General features: G+C 71.0%; 19 protein-coding genes. 16 read left to right on the top strand and 3 right to left on the bottom strand.

Annotated elements, in window-relative coordinates:
• Positions 1-100: 100 nt before the first annotated feature.
• Genes rsfS through ABZ406_RS25295 form a run of 4 tightly spaced genes read left to right on the top strand, consistent with a single transcriptional unit; the run spans position 101 to position 2,814 of the window.
• Positions 101-508 carry a ribosome silencing factor gene (gene rsfS, locus ABZ406_RS25310; protein WP_124817468.1) on the top strand — a complete coding sequence of 136 codons (408 nt, stop codon included), beginning with the start codon at positions 101-103 and terminating at the stop codon, positions 506-508.
• Positions 505-1,134: a histidine phosphatase family protein gene (locus tag ABZ406_RS25305; RefSeq protein ID WP_357766317.1), complete on the top strand. Its 630-nt coding sequence runs from the start codon at positions 505-507 to the stop codon at positions 1,132-1,134. The genes rsfS and ABZ406_RS25305 overlap by 4 nt, the downstream gene beginning before the upstream one ends.
• Positions 1,135-1,182: 48 nt before the next feature.
• Complete coding sequence (locus ABZ406_RS25300; RefSeq protein WP_357766314.1) at positions 1,183-2,037, top strand: DegV family protein; 855 nt, start codon at positions 1,183-1,185, stop codon at positions 2,035-2,037.
• A gap of 3 nt (positions 2,038-2,040) precedes the next feature.
• Complete coding sequence (locus ABZ406_RS25295) at positions 2,041-2,814, top strand: SDR family oxidoreductase (protein WP_357766311.1); 774 nt, start codon at positions 2,041-2,043, stop codon at positions 2,812-2,814.
• Between the two features lie 29 nt (positions 2,815-2,843).
• Here the strand turns inward: ABZ406_RS25295 and ABZ406_RS25290 are convergent, their stop codons facing one another.
• Positions 2,844-3,065, bottom strand: a complete 222-nt coding sequence (locus ABZ406_RS25290; protein WP_357766308.1) for a GntR family transcriptional regulator — start codon at positions 3,063-3,065, stop codon at positions 2,844-2,846.
• A 211-nt stretch (positions 3,066-3,276) separates the two neighbouring features.
• On the opposite strand from ABZ406_RS25290, the gene ABZ406_RS25285 reads away from it, so the two are divergent.
• The 4 genes from ABZ406_RS25285 to ABZ406_RS25270 all read left to right on the top strand — a co-directional run bounded on the left by ABZ406_RS25285 (position 3,277) and on the right by ABZ406_RS25270 (position 8,102).
• The gene (locus tag ABZ406_RS25285; RefSeq protein WP_357766305.1) at positions 3,277-4,113 is read left to right on the top strand and encodes a ComEA family DNA-binding protein; all 837 of its coding nucleotides are present in this window, start codon (positions 3,277-3,279) and stop codon (positions 4,111-4,113) included.
• The gene (locus tag ABZ406_RS25280) at positions 4,110-6,512 is read left to right on the top strand and encodes a ComEC/Rec2 family competence protein (RefSeq protein ID WP_357766303.1); all 2,403 of its coding nucleotides are present in this window, start codon (positions 4,110-4,112) and stop codon (positions 6,510-6,512) included. Before ABZ406_RS25285 ends, ABZ406_RS25280 begins: the two co-directional genes overlap by 4 nt.
• A 190-nt stretch (positions 6,513-6,702) precedes the next feature.
• Entirely contained in the window at positions 6,703-7,683 is a 981-nt protein-coding gene (holA, locus tag ABZ406_RS25275) for a DNA polymerase III subunit delta (protein WP_357766300.1), read from the top strand.
• Positions 7,680-8,102, top strand: coding sequence for a hypothetical protein (locus tag ABZ406_RS25270; protein WP_357766297.1), 423 nt, complete (start codon positions 7,680-7,682; stop codon positions 8,100-8,102). Before holA ends, ABZ406_RS25270 begins: the two co-directional genes overlap by 4 nt.
• 189 nt (positions 8,103-8,291) lie before the next feature.
• On the opposite strand, the gene rpsT is transcribed toward ABZ406_RS25270, so the two are convergent.
• Positions 8,292-8,558, bottom strand: coding sequence for a 30S ribosomal protein S20 (gene rpsT, locus ABZ406_RS25265; protein WP_030491765.1), 267 nt, complete (start codon positions 8,556-8,558; stop codon positions 8,292-8,294).
• 369 nt (positions 8,559-8,927) lie between these two features.
• Positions 8,928-9,914 carry an aminoglycoside phosphotransferase family protein gene (locus ABZ406_RS25260; RefSeq protein ID WP_357766294.1) on the bottom strand — a complete coding sequence of 329 codons (987 nt, stop codon included), beginning with the start codon at positions 9,912-9,914 and terminating at the stop codon, positions 8,928-8,930.
• Positions 9,915-9,975: 61 nt separating this feature from the next.
• Between ABZ406_RS25260 and ABZ406_RS25255 the strand changes: the two genes are divergently transcribed.
• The 8 genes from ABZ406_RS25255 (at position 9,976) to ABZ406_RS25220 (ending at position 18,300) form a co-directional block, all read left to right on the top strand.
• Positions 9,976-10,512, top strand: a complete 537-nt coding sequence (locus tag ABZ406_RS25255; RefSeq protein ID WP_357766291.1) for a DUF4240 domain-containing protein — start codon at positions 9,976-9,978, stop codon at positions 10,510-10,512.
• A 116-nt stretch (positions 10,513-10,628) separates the two neighbouring features.
• On the top strand, positions 10,629-12,506 hold the full coding sequence (lepA, locus tag ABZ406_RS25250; RefSeq protein ID WP_357766288.1) for a translation elongation factor 4: 1,878 nt from the start codon (positions 10,629-10,631) through the stop codon (positions 12,504-12,506).
• A 503-nt stretch (positions 12,507-13,009) separates the two neighbouring features.
• Positions 13,010-13,294, top strand: a complete 285-nt coding sequence (locus ABZ406_RS25245; RefSeq protein ID WP_357766285.1) for a GlsB/YeaQ/YmgE family stress response membrane protein — start codon at positions 13,010-13,012, stop codon at positions 13,292-13,294.
• A 633-nt stretch (positions 13,295-13,927) separates the two neighbouring features.
• A complete protein-coding gene (locus ABZ406_RS25240; protein ID WP_179780541.1) occupies positions 13,928-14,212 on the top strand; it encodes a GlsB/YeaQ/YmgE family stress response membrane protein in 285 nt (94 codons plus the stop codon).
• A 249-nt stretch (positions 14,213-14,461) separates the two neighbouring features.
• Positions 14,462-15,748: a sugar ABC transporter substrate-binding protein gene (locus ABZ406_RS25235; RefSeq protein ID WP_357766282.1), complete on the top strand. Its 1,287-nt coding sequence runs from the start codon at positions 14,462-14,464 to the stop codon at positions 15,746-15,748.
• Positions 15,745-16,731, top strand: a complete 987-nt coding sequence (locus tag ABZ406_RS25230) for a sugar ABC transporter permease (RefSeq protein WP_357766279.1) — start codon at positions 15,745-15,747, stop codon at positions 16,729-16,731. The genes ABZ406_RS25235 and ABZ406_RS25230 overlap by 4 nt, the downstream gene beginning before the upstream one ends.
• A complete protein-coding gene (locus ABZ406_RS25225) occupies positions 16,728-17,558 on the top strand; it encodes a carbohydrate ABC transporter permease (protein ID WP_327034365.1) in 831 nt (276 codons plus the stop codon). The genes ABZ406_RS25230 and ABZ406_RS25225 overlap by 4 nt, the downstream gene beginning before the upstream one ends.
• 100 nt (positions 17,559-17,658) lie before the next feature.
• On the top strand, positions 17,659-18,300 hold the full coding sequence (locus ABZ406_RS25220) for an MOSC domain-containing protein (protein WP_357766275.1): 642 nt from the start codon (positions 17,659-17,661) through the stop codon (positions 18,298-18,300).
• Positions 18,301-18,313 lie beyond the last annotated feature (13 nt).

Raw genomic sequence — 18,313 nt, 5'->3', positions numbered from 1 at the left:
TATGCCCAGGTTCGTGCACTTAACCGACCAGAACTGGACGATCGGGGTCCCGCCGGGTATGAGACGCTTGGAGCATCGCACGCTTGATCAAAGGAGAACGGTGACAGTTTCCGAACGCGCTCACGAGCTGGCTATCGCGGCCGCCCAGGCCGCCGCCGACAAGAAGGCGCAGGACATCACGATCATCGACGTCGGCGACCAGCTCGCCATCACCGACGCGTTCGTGCTCGCCGCCGCCCCCAACGAGCGTCAGGTGCTGGCCATCGTCGACGCGATCGAGGAGAGCCTGCTCGAGCTGCCGGACAAGGCGAAGCCGGTGCGGCGCGAGGGCGAGCGGGGTGGCCGCTGGGTGCTCCTCGACTACGTCGACATCGTGGTGCACGTCCAGCACACCGAGGAGCGCGAGTTCTACGGGCTCGACCGCCTCTGGAAGGACTGCCCCACCATCCCGTTCGTCGATCGCGACCTGGTCGAGGCCGACGCCAGCGGGTCCGCCGCCGCCGAATGACCCGGCTGATCGTCTGGCGGCACGGCAACACCGACTGGAACGCCGCGAACCGCGTCCAGGGGCAGCTCGACGTACCCCTGAACGACCGTGGTCGCGACCAGGCTCGCGCCGCCGCTCCGCTGCTCGCGGCGCTGCGGCCCGACGCCATCGTGGCCAGCGACCTGAGCCGCGCCGCGGAGACCGCCGCCGCGCTCGCCGCGCTGACCGGGCTGCCGGTACGCACCGACGCGAGGCTGCGCGAGCGCAAATTCGGCAACTGGCAGGGTCTGCACCTCACCGAGGTCGCGGAGCGGTTTCCCGAGGAGTACGCGCGGTGGCGGGCAGGCGACCCCGACCCGGGCGCGGATCTGGAGCCCCTGCACGACCTCGGTGAGCGGGTCGGCACCGCGCTCCGGGAGGCAGCCGATGCGGCCCCGGGCGGCACCGTGGTGATCGCCACCCACGGCGGCGGCTCCCGGCAGGGCATCGGTCACCTGCTCGGCTGGGACACTGCCGTGCTGCGCACCGTCGGTTCGCTGGCCAACTGCCACTGGACCGAGCTGCGCCACGACGACGTTCGTGGGTGGCAGTTGCGGGCGCACAACGTCGGCCTGATCACCGCACCGGTCGCCGTCGACGCGGTCTGAACGCTCGCGCCTCGGCGTTCGCCAGCTCGATCGGCTAGCGTGCCGGGCATGCCCGTCGCGGTTGTCACCGACTCCACCGCCTACCTTCCGCCCGAGCTGGTGCAGGCGCACCGGCTGACCGTCGTGCCGTTGACAGTCGTGCTCAACGGCGCGGAAGGGCTGGAGGGGGTGGAAACCCAGCCGGCCGACGCGACAGTGGCACTGAGCGCCCGGCGGGTCACGGCGACCACCTCCCGCCCGGCACCCGAGCAGTTCGCCCGGACGTACCGTCGACTGCTGGACGCCGGCGCCGACGGGATCGTCTCGGTGCACCTCTCCGCCGCGCTGTCCGGCACTGTGGAGGCCGCGCGGCTCGCCGCCGCCGACCTGGACGGCCGGGTCGAGGTCGTGGACAGCCGCTCGGCGGGCATGGGGCTGGGCTTTCCGGCCATCGCCGCCGCCACCGCCGCCGAGGCCGGCGTCGACAGTGCCGGGGTACGCGACGCGGCGCTCGCCGCCGTTGCCCGCACCACGGTCTGGTTCTACGTCGACACGCTCGAGTTCCTCCGCCGGGGCGGCCGGATCAATGCGGCCGAGGCGTTGGTCGGCACCGCACTGTCCGTCAAGCCGATCATGCACATGCCGGACGGGGCGATAGTGCTTCGCGAGAAGGTCCGCACCGCCAGCCGGGGAGTGGCCCGTCTCGTGGATCTGGCCGTCGAGGCGGCCGGCGACGACGACGTCGACCTCGGGGTGCACCACCTGGCCGCACCGCAACGGGCCGAGGCGTTGCGCGCCGCGCTCACCGAACGGTTCGGTGACCGACTGCACGACACGTACGTCTCCGAGGCGGGTGCCGTCGTCGCCGCGCACGCCGGACCGGGCCTGGCCTGCGTGGTGGTCCACCGCCGAACGGAGGGCTGATCGTTGCCCTCGTCGTACGTGGTGACCGGAGGTGGACGCGGTGTCGGCCGGGCCGTGGTGGAACGGCTGCTGGACACCGGAGCCACAATCGTCGTCCTGGAACACGACGCCGACGCTGTCGACTGGTTGGCCGGCCATCGGGCCGCCGGACGGCTCGTCGCGGTGATCGGCGACGCCGCCGACGAGCAGGTCGCCGAGCGTGCCGCCGAGCTGGCCGACCAGGCCGCGCCGCTGACCGGTTGGGTGAACAACGCCGCGGTGTTCCGTGACGCCACGTTGCACTCCGCGTCGGCCGACACGGTGCTCGACCTGATCGGGCTGAACCTCCGCCCAGCAGTGGTGGGTGCCGCGGTCGCGGTCCGCCGCTTCCTGGCCCGCGCCTCCGGCGGCGCGATCGTCAACGTCTCGTCGCACCAGGCCCGCCGACCCGTGTCCGGTGCCCTGCCGTACGCGACGGCGAAGGCCGCAGTGGAGGGGCTGACCCGGGCCCTGGCCGTCGAGTACGGAAGGCACGGCATCCGGGCGAACGCTGTCGCGCTCGGCTCGATCGCCACCGAGCGGCACGCCGAGTTCCTTGCCTCGCAGGATCCCACCCAGGCGCAGTGGATCGACGCCGAGCTGAGCCGGCTGCACCCGGTGGGACGTATCGGGCGGGTGGACGAGGTGGCCGAGGCCGTCGCGTACCTGCTGTCGCCCGCGGCGAGCTTCATCAACGGGGTGACGCTGCCGGTGGACGGCGGACGAGCCGTGCTCGGCCTCGACCCCGAGGCCCGCTGACCGTCGCTGAAGCCTCCTGGGGTTGGACCCTAGCTGTCGGCGACGAAGACGCCCTGGCCCTGCTGACCGTAGATCAGGTTCCGCTCGTGCAGTTCCTTGACGGCCCGATAGGCCGTGGAGCGTGCCACGTTGTACAGCTCGCCAATCTCGGACACCGACGGCAGTTGTTGCCCAGGCAAGTATTCGTCTGAGCGGAATTTCTGCTCGATGTCATCCGCCAGGCAGCGGTAATGCGGTGGTCTCGTCGGCATGAGCGGCTCTCCCGGACTTCAGCGGAGATCATGTTTCCAGCCCGGGCGTGATCGAGACAAGGCGACAACGCAGCAAAGTGGAGACAGTGAGAAGTCGGCTCCCTCATAGCAGATCGAGGCATGATCAGGGCGTTGTCCACAGGGGGGCTGGTTGTCCACAGGGCGGCGTCGTCGCCCTCCACCGTCCCGGCCGCCGCCCTAGCGTCGCGTTGTGTCGCACGACGAGGAGACAGAGGTACGCCAGCGCCTGCGCCGGCTGACGGAGACGGTTGTCGCGCCGTTGCCCCGGCCGGAGGCGCCGCTCGCGGGCGTACCCCCGTCGTCCCTGGTCGGCGCGCCGCCGGCAGACGTGCTGTTCTCCCGGCCCGCCGGGCCGGTCGCGGAGCCGACGTCGGAAGGCCCCGCGGTCCCGCCCGAGCCGCGGTTGCCGGGGCCGGGGGCGTTCGACCCCGGGCGGCGTGGTGTGCGGGCGTTGGCGGTGGTCGCCGTGGTGGTGGTCGCGGGTGCGGCAGGTTGGGCCTGGCAGGCCCGGCCGCAGTCGGAACCGGTCACCCCGCTGTCCAGCGAGACCGCGTCGGCCGCGCCGGCGGCCGCCCCTGGCCCGTCCGAGGCCGGCGAGGTGGTGGTGGCGGTCGCGGGCAAGGTCCGAAAACCCGGTCTGGTACGCCTGCCGGCCGGTTCCCGTCTCGCCGACGCGGTGCAGGCGGCCGGCGGCGCGCTGCCCGGGGTCGACGTGGCGCTGCTCAACCCCGCCCGCAAGGTCACCGACGGCGAGCTGATCGTGGTCGGCGTGACGCCACCGCCGGCGCCCGACGGTGCGGCCGGGCCCGCGGCCGGCGGTGCGGCGCCCGCCTCCGGGCCGCTGAATCTCAACACCGCGACACTGGCGCAGCTCGACGCGCTGCCCGGGGTCGGCCCGGTGCTCGCCCAACGGATCCTCGCCCACCGGGATCAGCACGGCGGGTTCAGGTCCGTCGGCGACCTACGCCAGGTCGACGGGATCGGCGATGCTCGGTACGAGCAGCTCAAAGACCTGGTGACGGTGTGAGCAGGCTTCCCGCAGCCGCTGACCCACCGGCCACCGAGGCCCGGTCCGAGCCGCCGGATCTGCGACTGGCCGGTCTCGCCGTGGCGGCCTGGCTCACCGCGCTCGTCGGCCTGCACCTCGGCGGCCGCGCCGTCCTGACGGTGGCCGGCACGGCCGCCGGTCTGACGGCAATCGGTGCGGTGCACCTGCTCGGCCGCCTCGGCAGTCCCCGAGCCGTGGTGCGGCGCTACGGCTGGGTCGTCGTGGCTGTCGGCCTCGGAGTGGTCTGCGGTGGTGCGGCCACGGCCGCCCGGCTCGCCGTTCGCGACGCGCCGGTGATCCGTGCCCTCGCCGAGCACCACGCGCCGATCACCGCCGACCTGGTCGTCCGGGACGATCCGCGCCCGATCCGGAGCGCCGGGCGACCGGGCATGGTGCTGGTGTCGGCCGAGTTGGTCCGGCTCACCGACCCCGATGGTCGACGGATCCACACGTCGGTGCGGCTGCTCGTCCTGGCGACCGACCCGGCGTGGCGGGGCCTGCTGCCCGGGCAACGCCTCACCGTCGACGGTCGACTCGGCGTGCCGCGCGGCGGCGACCTCACCGCGGCGGTGCTCAGCACGAACGATCCGCCGGAGCGGCACGGCGTGCCGTCCTGGGCGCAGCGCGCCGCCGGGACGCTGCGTACCGGCCTGCAACAGGCCTGCGCATCGCTGCCCGACGACCCCGGTGGGCTGCTGCCCGGTCTGGTGGTGGGCGACACCAGCCGGTTACCACCTGCCGTCGAGGAGGACTTCCAGGCCACCGGGATGACCCACCTCAACGCGGTCTCCGGCTCCAACGTGGCAATTGTGGTGGGTGCGGTGCTTTTGCTGGCCCGTTGGTCGCGAGCCGGCCCGTGGCTCGCCGCCGCGCTGTGCGGGATGGCCCTGGTGGGGTTCGTCATCCTGGTCCGCCCGTCGCCGAGTGTCGTACGGGCCGCCACCATGGGAGCGATCGGGTTGGCCGCGCTCGCCGTGGGTCGACCACGGGCGGCGCTGCCCGCGCTAGCCGCCGCGGTCACCGTGCTGGTGCTCGTCGACCCCGAACTGGCCGGGGACCCCGGGTTCGCTCTCTCCGTGCTTGCCACTGGTGGCCTGTTGCTGCTCGCGCCGCGCTGGCGGGACGGGTTGCGGCGGCGAGGTGTCCCACCCGGGCTGGCCGAGGCGTTGGCAGTGCCGGCGGCCGCCCAGCTCGCCTGCGGCCCGGTCGTCGCCGGGATCTCCGGCACGGTGAGCCTGGTGGCGGTTCCGGCGAACCTGCTGGCGGTGCCGGCCATCGCGCCGGCGACCGTGCTGGGTGTGCTGGCGGCCATGGTGTCGCCGATCTGGCCCGCCGGTGCCGAGTTCCTCGCGTGGCTGGCGAGTTGGCCGGCCTGGTGGTTGGTGGTCATCGCTCGGCAGGGCGCTCGACTGCCGGGCGGCACCCTTCCGTGGCCGGGTGGTGTGCCAGGTGCCCTGCTGCTGACCGGGCTCACCGTCGCGCTGCTGATCGCGGTGCGCCGGCCACTCGTACGGCGGCTGGTGGCGGTGGTGGGTGTCGCCGCCGTGCTGGGTGCCCTGCCGGTCAGGCTGTTGGCCGCTGGCTGGCCGCCCGCCGGTTGGGTGGTGGTGGCCTGCGCGGTGGGCCAGGGCGACGCCCTGGTGCTCCCGGTCGAGCGCGGCCGGGCGGTGGTGGTGGACGCCGGGCCGGAACCGGGCGCGGTGGACGGTTGTCTGCGTCGGCTCGGCGTACGGGAGGTGCCCCTCCTGGTGATCAGTCACTTTCACGCGGATCACGTGGGCGGGGTGGCCGGGGTGTTCCGGGGGCGGCGGGTCGGTGCCGTCCTGATGCCGTCGTCGGCGGACCCGGAGAGCGGCCGGGACCTGGTCCGGGCCGCCGCCACCGGCGGGCGGGCCGCGCTGCTCACCACTGTGGCCGGCGCTCGCCACCCGGTGGGCGGGGTCGACCTGCTGGTGCTCGGTCCGCCGTACCCGCTGGCCGGGACCAGATCCGACCCGAACAACAACTCGCTGGTGTTGCGCGCCACGGTGGCCGGGGTGCGGATCCTGCTGGCCGGTGACGCGGAGACCGAGGAGCAGCACGCGATGGTGTCGCGGGCGGCTCCCGGCCAGTTACGGGCGGACGTGTTGAAGGTCGCGCATCACGGGTCGGCGTATCAGGACCCGGGCTTCCTCGACGCGGTGCGGCCGACAGTGGCGCTGGTGCCGGTGGGCACCGGCAACACCTACGGGCACCCGAGCCAGGGGCTGCTCGCCCACCTGGGCCGGGGCGGCGTGCGGGTGCTGCGTACCGACACGGACGGCGATGTGGCGGTGGTCCGAACGGGCGACGGTCTCGCCGTGGCCAGCCGAGGTGTGCCCGCCGGCCGGCGGCCCTGACCTGCCGGGGTCGGCGGTACGACACCGTGGCCTCCCTGATCCCGGTGGGTCGCGAACGGGTCTCCGGTTGAACGGGCGAGTTGCGGATTAAATGAGGTATTGACTTGGATGTCTGGATTTGCGCTGTGTGCGGGCTGCGCCGATCAAGCAGCGAATGAGCAGGCACGATCCCGGCGCGGGCCGTGCGAATATGGGCGACGTGACCCCGGCCAGCCTCGCTCCCATTCTGCTCGTCCTCGGTGACGAGGAACTGCTCGCCACGCGCGCGGTCACCGAAGCTGTCGCGAAGGTTCGCGGTGTCGACCCCGAGGCGGACGTCCGCGAGTACCAGGCCAGCGCGCTCGCCGTCGGCGAGATCGCCGAGATGCTCAGCCCGTCCCTGTTCGGCGGGCGACGGCTGCTGATCCTGCGTTCCGGCCAGGACGCTCGCAAGGACCTGGTCGCCGCGCTGTTGGCGTACGCGAAGAATCCCGACCCGGAGGTCCAGCTGCTGGTGCTGCACCTGGGCGGTGCCAAGGGCAAGGCGTTCGCCGACGGTCTGCGAGCGGCCGGCGCGACGGTGGTCCCGGCCGCCAAGCTCAAGGGGCACCGCGACCGGGTGGCCTTCGTCCGCGACGAGATCCGCCGGGCCGGCGGTAAGTGCACCGACGACGCCGCCGAGGCGCTCATCGCCGCAGTCGGCAACGACCTGCGCGAGCTGGCCGCCGCCTGCTCCCAGTTGATCGCCGACACCGATGGGCGGATCAGCGCCGAGACGGTCTCCCGTTACTACCGGGGCCGGGTCGAGGTGACCGGCTTCACGGTGGCGGACGCCACGATGGTGGGCGACGTGCCGGCGGCGCTCGAGGCGCTGCGCTGGGCCCTGCACGTCGGGGTCGACCCGGTGCCCATCGCCGACGCCCTGGCCGACGGGGTGCGCACGGTGGCCCGGGTGGCGTCGGCCGGCCGGGGTAACGCGTACCAACTTGCCAGCACTCTCGGGATGCCCGCCTGGAAGATCGAGCGGGCGCAGCGGCAGGGACGGGGCTGGACCCCGGAGGGCCTGGTCCGGGCCATGCAGGTGGCCGCCGAATGCAACGCGGCCGTCAAGGGCGGCTCCGACGACCGGGCGTACGCCCTGGAGCGTGCGGTCTTCTCGGTCGCGGCGGCCCGGCAGGGCAGCACCAGGTGACGGGGGCGAACCGCCCCGTGTGGGCCACCGTGCCGGTGGACGAGGAACGTTACCGGCCCCTCTACGCCCGGCTCCTCGGCCTGCGTTTCGTCAACCCCGGCGGCGTGCTGTGCTTCGTCTTCTTCGAGGGGGCCATCGCCCTGGCGGTGCTGCTCGCCCTCGCCGAGTTGGTCAGCTGGTGGGCGGTGCTGGTGCTGCCGCTCGTGGTGGCCGCCATGGTGAAACTCAACGACATGGTGGCCGCGATCGTGGTCCGGTCGGCGGCGCTCGTGCCCGAGCAGGAACGGGACCGGTTTCGCCGCCAGATTGAACCGGTGGTCGGCCGAGCCCGGGTGGAGTGGGTCTCGCACAGCGTCCCCGGCGTGGTGATCACCGCCGACCCGGTGCCACCGCCCCGGCGGGCCCACCCGTCAGAGTGAGCGCCGCCCTGCGGGCCCACCCGTCGTCAGACCGAGCGTCGCCCCTGCGGGCCAACCCGCCAGACTGAGCGCCGACCCTCGGATTCACGTGCCGAACGGCCGACTCGAGGAACACGGCCGGTCGCTGGACACGCGGAAACCCCGGGCCTCGGGCCCGGGGTTTTCCGAATCAGTCTGACGGTGTAAACGTCAGGCGGAGAGCGACACCACGCGCTTTGCGATCGCGGACTTGCGGTTCGCGGCCTGGTTGGAGTGGATCACGCCCTTGCTGACGGCCTTGTCCAGCTTGCGCGAGGCGTCCAGCATGAGCGCGGTCGCCTTCTCGACGTCACCGGCCTCGGCAGCCTCGTGGAACTTCCGGACGGCGGTCTTCAGCGACGACTTGACCGACTTGTTGCGCAGCCGGGCCTTCTCGTTCTGCCGGTTGCGCTTGATCTGGGACTTGATGTTCGCCACGCGACAGCCTCGTCTTGATAGCTCGGGTTGGTCAGCTTGTTGCGCGTGATGACGAACATGCGTCACCGCTGCGCGAAGAGCCAGGTTACCAGGTCGGCCGGGACGAGCCAAAACGGCTCGGCCCGAACGGAGTTCATCCGGGTCGTGGGGGGTTCAACAGGGCGCTCGACGCATGATCCACTCGGTTTCCTGGAAACCGGGGCAACCAAGACTGGCGGACAACCCGACTTCAAGGAACCCGAGTCGATCAAGAGCCGCCGGGCCGCCGGGCCGCCGGGCCGCCGGGCCGCCGGGCCGCCGGGCCGCCGGGGCCGCAGAGGGCCGCCGCCGAGGGCCGCCGAGGGCCGCCGGGGGTCGGCGAGGGCGCTGTCACTGCCAGCCCTGGCGGCGGGCCAGCCAGTTGAGTGACTGCTCGCCGCTCCACAGTTGGTGGGCCGGTAGGTGCGGCGAGGCCGTCGGCGGCGCTGCCGCGGCGCCCGTGAGGTAGTAGCCGGCCAACGCGGCAAGGGTCGCGTCCAACGCGTCCGGGGGTGCGCCGGCGGTGGCCGGGTGCGCGGCGAAGAGGCGGTCCGCGTCCAGCCCGCTGGCGTGCGCGGTGAGCAGCAGACCGGCCAGGTCGAACCAGGCTGGCCCGGAGCAGGCCCAGGTCCAGTCGCAGAACCAGGCGTTGCCGTCCCTGTCGACAAGCACGTTGTCGACCCGCAGGTCGCCGTGGATCAGGCCGGTCACCCCGGCGGCGTACCGGGGGAGGAGGGACTCCAACTCCACCAACTCGGGCAGCCGGTTCAGCAGCGGCGCGGGCAGTGGCGGGGTCGGTTCGCGGCCGGCGGCGACCTCCTCCCACCAGAGGATGTCCGACCGGGCCAGGTCGGCCAGGTGCGGCAGGCCGAGCGCGATCATCTCGGGCGGCGGGTCGGTCAGGGCGGCGGCGATCCGCGCGTACCCGGCGAGGGTGGCGTCCAACTCGGCGGGCACCCAGGGCAGGCGTGGGGTGTGCCCGTCCACGGCGTCGGTGCAGAGCGCGAACCAGCCGGCGGTCGAGAGGGTCCACCGGGGGCGGGGCGCCGGCAGGTCGGCCGGCAGCCGATCCAGGATCGCCGCCTCTCGGGCGTACCAGTCGACCAGATGCGGTTGCTCGGCGGCGGGTGCGGCCTTGACGAAGGCCCGGCCACCGTCGGCGGTGTCGAGCACGGCGGCGAACCCTCGGGTGAAGCCCGCGCCCGCGACGTGGGCGGCGACCACCGGCGCGCCGAGCCGGTCGGCGACGGCGGCTCGCAGCGGCACAGGCAGCGCCTGCCACGACGGGCGCAGGGCGCTCGCGTGGTAGGGCACCGGCGGCAGCGGGGAAGGCGACATCCCACCATGCTGCCCCGGGGTGTGTGCGCGACGCGCGGTGACACTGCCAGACTGCCAAGCCATGAGGACCGAGGACTTCTGGCAGCTGATCGACGAGGCGCGGGCCGGCGGCGGGGGAGAGCCCGGCCCGGTGGCCGCGCGGGCCGTCGCGCTGCTCGCCGCGCGCGACCCGGAGGACATCATCGGGTACGCCCGGCACCAGACGCGGGTGCTGGCCGCCTCGCACAAGGCGGATCTGTGGGGTGCCGCGTACCTGATCAACGGTGGCGCCTCGGCCGACGGCTTCGAACACTTCCGGGGCTGGTTGATGACCCAGGGTCGGGCCGTCTTCGCCCGCGCGGTCACCGAACCGGACTCGCTCGCCGAACTGCCCCAGGTGCGGGCGGCCTCGCTCAGCGGCGAGGAGTTCTCGGCCGAGCAGATGCTCTCGGTGCCCTGGGACGCGTACCGCAAGGCCACCGCTACCGACCTCCCGGCGGACCGTGACCCGGTGCGGACGCCGGACCTGAACGACTTCTGGGACTTCGACGACGAGGATGAGGCGCGTCGGCGGCTGCCCCGACTGGCCGCGCTCTTCGTCGAGCCGCCGGTGGAGTGAGGGTTCCTCGCGCCGATCCATCGCCCGCGCAGTTGGCGCACCCCGGCGGCGTGGGAACATGGAGGGGGTCGGCGGCGCGCCGGCCTGTTCACGTCAGCCGACCAGAACGGACCGCTGTGCCACCGAAGCTCGATCCCGGCGCGAACGCCCCTGGTGCCACCGACCCCGGTCGCATCCGGAACTTCGGCATCATCGCCCACATCGACCACGGGAAGTCGACCCTGGCCGACCGGATGTTGCAGCTCACCGGCGTGGTCGACCCGCGGCAGATGCGCGCGCAGTACCTGGACCGGATGGACATCGAGCGCGAGCGCGGCATCACCATCAAGAGCCAGGCCGTCCGCATGCCGTGGACCATTCGCGAGGGCGAGCGGGCCGGCGAGCAAGCGGTGCTCAACATGATCGACACCCCGGGCCACGTGGACTTCACCTACGAGGTGTCCCGGTCGCTGGCTGCCTGTGAGGGCGCCGTGCTGCTCGTCGACGCGGCGCAGGGCATCGAGGCGCAGACCCTCGCGAACCTCTACCTCGCTCTCGAAAACGACCTGCGCATCATCCCGGTGCTCAACAAGATCGACCTGCCGGCCGCGCAGCCGGAGAAGTACGCCGAGGAGTTGGCCCACCTCATCGGCGGTGACCCCGCCGACTGCATCCGGGTGTCCGGCAAGACCGGCGAGGGCGTCCCGTACCTGCTCGACGAGATCGTCCGGCAGTTCATCCCACCGGTCGGCGACGCCGCGATGCCCGCCCGGGCAATGATCTTCGATTCGGTGTACGACGTCTACCGCGGCGTCGTCACCTACGTCCGGGTCATCGACGGGCGGATCAGCGCCCGCGACCGGATCAAGATGATGTCGACCGGGGCGGTGCACGAGCTGCTGGAGATCGGTGTCATCTCACCCGAGATGGTCAAGGCCGAAGCCCTCGGCGTCGGCGAGGTCGGCTACCTGATCACCGGTGTGAAGGACGTCCGGCAGTCCCGGGTCGGTGACACGGTCACCATCAACAGCCGGCCGGCGACCGAGGCTCTGGGTGGTTACAAGGACCCGAAGCCGATGGTCTACTCCGGCCTCTACCCGATCGACGGGTCCGACTACCCGAACCTGCGGGAGGCTCTGGACAAGCTCAAGCTCAACGACGCCGCACTGGACTACGAGCCGGAGACCTCCGGCGCACTGGGCTTCGGCTTCCGCTGCGGCTTCCTCGGCCTGCTCCACCTGGAGATCATCCAGGAGCGGCTGGAGCGCGAGTACAACCTCGACCTGATCTCCACCGCGCCCAACGTCGTCTACCGGGCGCTCACTGACGACGGCGACGAGATCGTCGTGACCAACCCGAGCGAGTACCCCACCGGCAAGATCGCCGAGGTGTACGAGCCGGTGGTCCGGGCCACCGTGCTGACGCCAAACGACTACGTGGGCGCGGTCATGGAGCTCTGCCAGGGTCGACGGGGCACCCTGCTCGGCATGGACTACCTCTCCGCCGACCGGGTGGAGCTGCGCTACACGCTGCCCCTCGCGGAGATCATCTACGACTTCTTCGACCAGCTGAAGAGCCGTACCAAGGGTTACGCCTCGCTCGACTACGAGCCCTCCGGCGAGCAGGCGTCCGACCTGGTGAAGGTGGACATCCTCCTGCACGGCGAGCCGGTGGACGCGTTCAGCGCCATCGTGCACAAGGACAAGGCGTACAACTACGGCGTCACCATCGCCGCCAAGCTGCGTACCCTGATCCCGCGCCAGCAGTTCGAGGTACCGATCCAGGCAGCCATCGGCAGCCGGGTCATCGCCCGGGAAACCATCCGGGCGATCCGCAAGGACGTCCTCGCCAAGTGCTACGGCGGCGACATCAGCCGCAAGCGCAAGCTGCTGGAGAAGCAAAAGGAAGGCAAGAAGCGGATGAAGATGGTCGGCCGGGTCGAGGTGCCGCAGGAAGCCTTCATCGCCGCCCTCTCCTCCGACTCCGGTGACAGCAAGGCCGCCGGCAAGAAGTAGTTCGCGACGCCGTACGCGCCCGGGTGCCACAGGCACCCGGGCGCGTCGCGTTATTGGAGACCTCAGCTGCCTCGGTCGCCCCGGTGCCTTCAGTCAGTCACGGGCCCGGGGATGGTGCGTGACGACGGTCGCCGCGGTGCCTCCGGTCACCGGCGGGCCCGGGCATCGTGCGGCCACGGTCGGTACGGCACCTCCGGCGAGGAGGCCCACCCGCCGGGCCTGTCGGGCCGCCGCTTTTGACTGTCGCCCGCGTCGGTACGGCGGGTGTGACAGCGGCGTGCGGAAAATTTTTCGGTCGCTGCGGTGGGGCCGGCGGGTCGACGAGATGGCCTCTCACCTGTGTGGACGTCCCCGCGCGTCAACCGACGCACCTCCGAAACATCGACGATCGGCGCTCTCGGTTGAGCTGAGTCGGTTTGGGTTTTCGGTGGGTCGGGCACTTAGCCGTCACGACAGGAAGCACACACCTCGTGTGTCAGACATTCTTTTGAAGGAGGGCGACCGTGGAGTTCACCGTGTGGGGCATCATCACTGCGATCGTTGTTGGTCTCATCGTCGGCGCGCTCGGCCGCCTGGTCGTTCCGGGCCGGCAGAACATGCCGATCTGGCTGCACATGCTCATCGGCATCGGCGCCGCCCTGCTGGGCACCGTCCTGGCGCGGGCCATCGGCATCGCGACCGAGACGAACGGTGTCGACTGGGGCGAGCTGCTGGTCCAGGTCGTGCTGGCCGCGATCGCTGTCGCGCTGGTCGCCGGCGTGGGTGGCCGCCGCCGCGTCACCCGGTAACACCACGGCACCAGCCCGTACCAACCGCGACACCTCCGATGGGCGCCCGACCGACAGGTCGGGCGCCCATCGGCATTCCGCTGTCGGGGTAGTCGATCGTCTGCTCCGTCGGCGTCGTGCTGGTGGGACGGTCGATCGCCGCGCTCCGTCGGTGGTGGTGCGGTTGCGGGTCGGTCGCCGCGTGCGTTGGTGGTCGCGCTGGCGGGCCGTGCTGGATCGTGGAGATCCACTCGGGTTTCTTGATATCGGGATGTCCCGGTCGGTCTGATGCCGCGACATCCAGGAACCCGAGTGGATCATGCGGCCTGGCGGCCTGGCGGCCTGGCGGCCTGGCGGCCTGGCGGCCCGGCGGCGCGGCGGCCTGGCGGCGCGGTGCCGTGCGACCGTGCGGCGCGGTGCCGTGCAGGTCAGCGGCCTGGCTGCGCGGTCCCTTGCGGACGGGCGACCTGCGGGGCGGGGCCTGGCGGGTCGCGCTGGCTGGCGGCGTGGGCGGTGGTACGTGCTCCTGTTGGCCAAGTCGTGATCGTTTCGTGAGCGAAGTCGGTTTGGATTTTTGGTGGGTCGGGCAATTAACGGTCACGACAGGAAGCACACACCTCGTGTGGCAGACATTCTTTTTGAAGGAGGGTGGCCGTGGAGCTCACCGTGTGGGGCATCATCACTGCGATCGTTGTTGGTCTCATCGTCGGCGCGCTCGGCCGCTTGGTCGTTCCGGGCCGGCAGAACATGCCGATCTGGCTGCACCTGCTGATCGGTGTGGGCGCCGCGCTGCTGGGCACCGTCCTGGCGCGGGCCATCGGCATCGCGACCGAGACGAACGGTGTCGACTGGGGCGAGCTGCTGGTGCAGGTCGTCGTTGCGGCGATCGCTGTCGCGCTGGTGGCCGGTGTGGGTGGCCGCCGTCGCGTGACCCGATAACGACCCAGCATCATCTGGTAACACCGCACGACGTGCAGGACAGCACTACCGAAAGAGCGCCCGGCCAACAGCCGGGCGCTCTTTCGTGCTGAAAACCCAGCTTTGGCCCGATTTTGGAGCGCCGGTGGTCGGGCCTCTGGGGTGCGGTCGCCACGCTTTGGCCAGTCCTGCCCACTGTCGTAAAGGAATTCTTCGTACTAGGGTGCGGCGGAGAAGGTTAGTTCCAGGCGGCGCGAGGGGAGAAGTGGCGTGAACAGGTGGAAGCGGCTGGCCCCGGTCACCGCCATGGTGGCCTCGGCCGCGATGGTGCTGACCGGCTGTGGGGGCTCCGGCGACGACGCGGCCGACGACAGCAAGCTCACGGTCTGGATGATGGGCGAGGGCGGGGACGCGCAGAACTCCTTCCTCGACGGAGTCGAGGCCGAGTTCCGCCAGAAGCACCCCGACACCGATGTGGTCGTGCAGTACATCCCCTGGCTGGAGGCGCCCAAGAAGTTCCAGGCCGCCCTCGCCGGCGGTGAGGGGCCGGACATCACCGAGCTGGGCAACACCGAGACCCAGGGTTGGGCCGCCCAGGAGGCGCTGGCCGACGTGAGTGGTCGGATGGGCGGCTGGGCCGACGGCAAGGATCTGCTGCCCGACCTGGTGCGCAACGCGCAGCTCGACGGCAAGCAGTACGGAGTGCCCTGGTACGCCGGTGTCCGGGCCATCTACTACCGCACCGACTGGTTCGCCGAGGCCGGCGTGCAGCCCCCGAAGACCTGGGACGAGCTGGTCACGGTGGCGAAGGCCGTGCAGGCGAAGAAGAAGGGCACCTACGGCATCGCGCTGCCCGGCAACTCCGAGCTGCCCTTCTACTCCTTCCTCTGGGGCGCGGGCGGTGAGATCGCCAGCAACCAGGGCGGCACCTGGAAGTCGGGTTACACCACGCCGGAGGCGCAGCGGGCCGTCAAGTTCTGGACTGACCTGGTGACGGTCCACAAGGTCGCCCCGCCGGCGGCGGCGGGTTGGAACGAAATCGACGCGCGTACCCAGTTCGCCACGGGCAAGGCCGCGATGGCCTTCGCCGGCAGTTGGCAGCAGGGCGCCATCAAGAAGGACAACCCCGAGATCGAGAAGGTTTGGGGTACGTTCCCGATCCCCGGCCCGGACGGCAAGGCGGCTCCCGGTTTCGCCGGCGGCTCGGACGTGGCGATCTGGAAGGACAGCGAGCGGCAGGACCTGGCCTGGGACTACCTGACCGTGCTGCTGAACAAGAAGAACTCGCAGAGTTTCGCCAGCAGCCTCGGTTTCTTCCCGGTCTACCAGGATCTGGTCTCCGGTGACGCGTACGCCAACGACAAGGTCATGGCGTCGTTCGCCACCACGATGCAGAACACCAAGCTCACGCCGCTCACTCCGAAGTGGGTGGAGGTCAGCCGGACGAAGACGGTGACCCAGGCGATGAACAGCTCGGTCATGAAGGGCCAGAAGACGGTCGAGAAGGCTACCGCCGATGCGGCCGGTGAGATGGAAAGCATCCTGAACAGCAAGTGAGCACACAGACAACAAGCCCGGAGACGGCTGCCGCGCGGGAGACCCCCGCGCGGCGGCGTCGCCGAGTTGACCGCCTGCCCTACCTGCTGCTCCTGCCCGCCCTGCTGATCATCGGGGTGCTGCTGCTCTGGCCGCTCGGCCAGGTGGTGGTGATGTCCTTCTTCCGGTTGAACAGCGTCCGGCAGTTGCGCGGCGATCGGGAGTGGCCGTGGGTGGGGCTCGGCAACTACACCGACATCCTCTCCGACCCGTTCTTCCTGACCGTGCTGCGCAACACGGTGCTGTTCGCCGCCGCCAACGTGCTGCTCACCATGGTGCTCGGCACGCTGGTGGGGCTGCTGCTCAACCGGCTCGGTCGCAAGATGGCGACGTTCGTGGCCAGTTGCGTGATGCTCGCCTGGGCCACGCCGGCACTCACCGGCACCATCGTCTGGAAATGGATCTTCGACGACACCAGCGGCCTGGTCACGTGGCTGTTCAACGTGTTGCCGGACGGGCTCTCGAACAGTCTGTTCGGCCGCAGCGACTGGACGGGCTACGGCTGGTTCAACTCGCCGCTGCTCTTCTTCGCCATCCTCACCCTGGTGGTGGTCTGGCACTCGTTCCCGTTCATCGCGGTGAGCGTGCTCGCCGGTCTGAAGAGCGTGCCGAGTGAGCTGCACGAGGCGGCCCGGGTGGATGGTGCCAGCCCGTGGCGGGTCTTCTGGCAGATCACCTTCCCGTTGCTGCGCCCGGTCTTCGGGATCCTGATCGTGCTCTCCACGATCTGGGACTTCAAGGTCTTCACCCAGCAGTTCGTGTTGGCCGGCGGCACCCAGGACCGGCCGACGTTCATGCTCGCCATCTACTCGTACGCCGAGGCCTTCTCTCCGCCGCCCAAGTACGGGCTCGGCGCGGCCATCGCGGTGATCCTCACGCTGATCCTGCTCGTGGTCACCGGCTTCTACGTACGGATGGTGCTCAGGCAGGAGGACGAGTCGTGAAGAAGGTCGCCCTCAACGGCGCCGGGCTGCTTGTCGCGCTGTTCGCGGCGTTCCCGGTCTACTGGATGATCTCCACCTCGCTGAAGCCGAGCAACGAGATCTTCTCGGCCACCCCGCAGCCGGTGCCGACCCATCCGACGTTGGCGCACTACCGGGAGATCCTGACCGGCAACCTGATCCCCGGCGTCAGCTTCCTCGACTTCTTCCTCAACAGCGCGCTCGTCGCGGTCTCCACTGTGGTGCTCAGTGGTCTGGTGGCGTTGCTCGCCGCGACAGCGGTGGCCCGGTTCCGGTTCCGGCTGCGGACCAGCTTCCTGATCATGCTGCTGGTGGTGCAGATGATCCCGCTGGAGGCGCTCGTCATCCCGCTGTTCCTGATGATCCAGCGGCTGGGGCTCTACAACACACTGCCCAGCCTGATCCTCACGTACCTCGGTTTCTCGCTGCCGTTCGCGGTCTGGATGCTGCGCGGGTTCGTCGCCGCGGTGCCGAAGGAGTTGGAGGAGGCGGCGGCGATCGACGGGGCGAGCCGGGCCCAGATCTTCCGCCGGGTGCTCTTTCCTCTTGTCGCGCCTGGCCTGGTGGCCACCAGCATCTTCTCCTTCATCACCGCGTGGAACGAGCTGATCTTCGCGTTGACGTTCATCAACGACCAGGGCAGCTACACGCTGCCGGTGGCGATGACCTTCTTCTTCGGTCGGGACGACACCAACTGGGGGCCGGTGATGGCCGCGTCGACCCTGTTCACCCTGCCGGTCATCATCTTCTTCCTGCTGGTCCAGCGTCGGATGGTCTCCGGTCTGGTGGCCGGCGCCGTCAAGGGCTGAGCCCGCGCCGCGACAGCCGACACGACGCCGGCCCGCGTCCGGACCGACGACCCCCGCGCGAGCAGGCTGACCGGTGTCGGTCGCCACTAGGCTGACGGCCATGACGGGCAGGGTGGCAGCGGTGAACCTCGGCATCGTGACCGAGGCGGGGTGGGCCGGCGACGCGAGCGGTCGCAGCGGCATCGACAAACGGCCGGTCGACGGCCCGGTGTCGGTGCTCGCGGGCGGTCTGGCGGGCGACTTCATCGCCGAGCGAGCCCATCACGGTGGCCCTGACCAGGCGGTCTACGTCTACGCGGAGGAGGACGCCGCCTGGTGGACTGCCGAACTCGGACGGGACATGGGGCCGGGTGGCTTCGGCGAGAACCTGACCACGTACGCGGTCGACGTCACCGGCGCGGTGATCGGTGAGCAGTGGCAGGTCGGTTCCGCACTGCTCCAGGTCACCAAGCCGCGCACCCCCTGCACCACCTTCGCCGGGTTCTGGGGCGTACCGGATCTGATCAAGCGGTTCACGGTCCGGGCGTCGCCCGGGGCCTACCTGCGGGTGTTGCGCGAGGGGGAGGTCGGCGCGGGCGACCCGATCGCTGTGGTGGACCGGCCGGCGCACGGGGTGACGATCGGCGAGGTGTTCCGGGCGACCAGCCTGGAGCCGGAGTTGTTGCCGCGGTTGCTCGACGCCGAGGATCTGCCGGAGCCGATCCGGGAGAAGGCCCGTCGACGCCTCGCCTCCCGGGGCTAGCTCGCCGATCAGC

The organism is Micromonospora sp. NPDC005710, assembly GCF_040630995.1.
Taxonomy (GTDB): domain Bacteria; phylum Actinomycetota; class Actinomycetes; order Mycobacteriales; family Micromonosporaceae; genus Micromonospora.
Note: the sequence above shows the minus strand (reverse complement) of the source record. Positions and strands in the feature narration are given on the sequence as shown.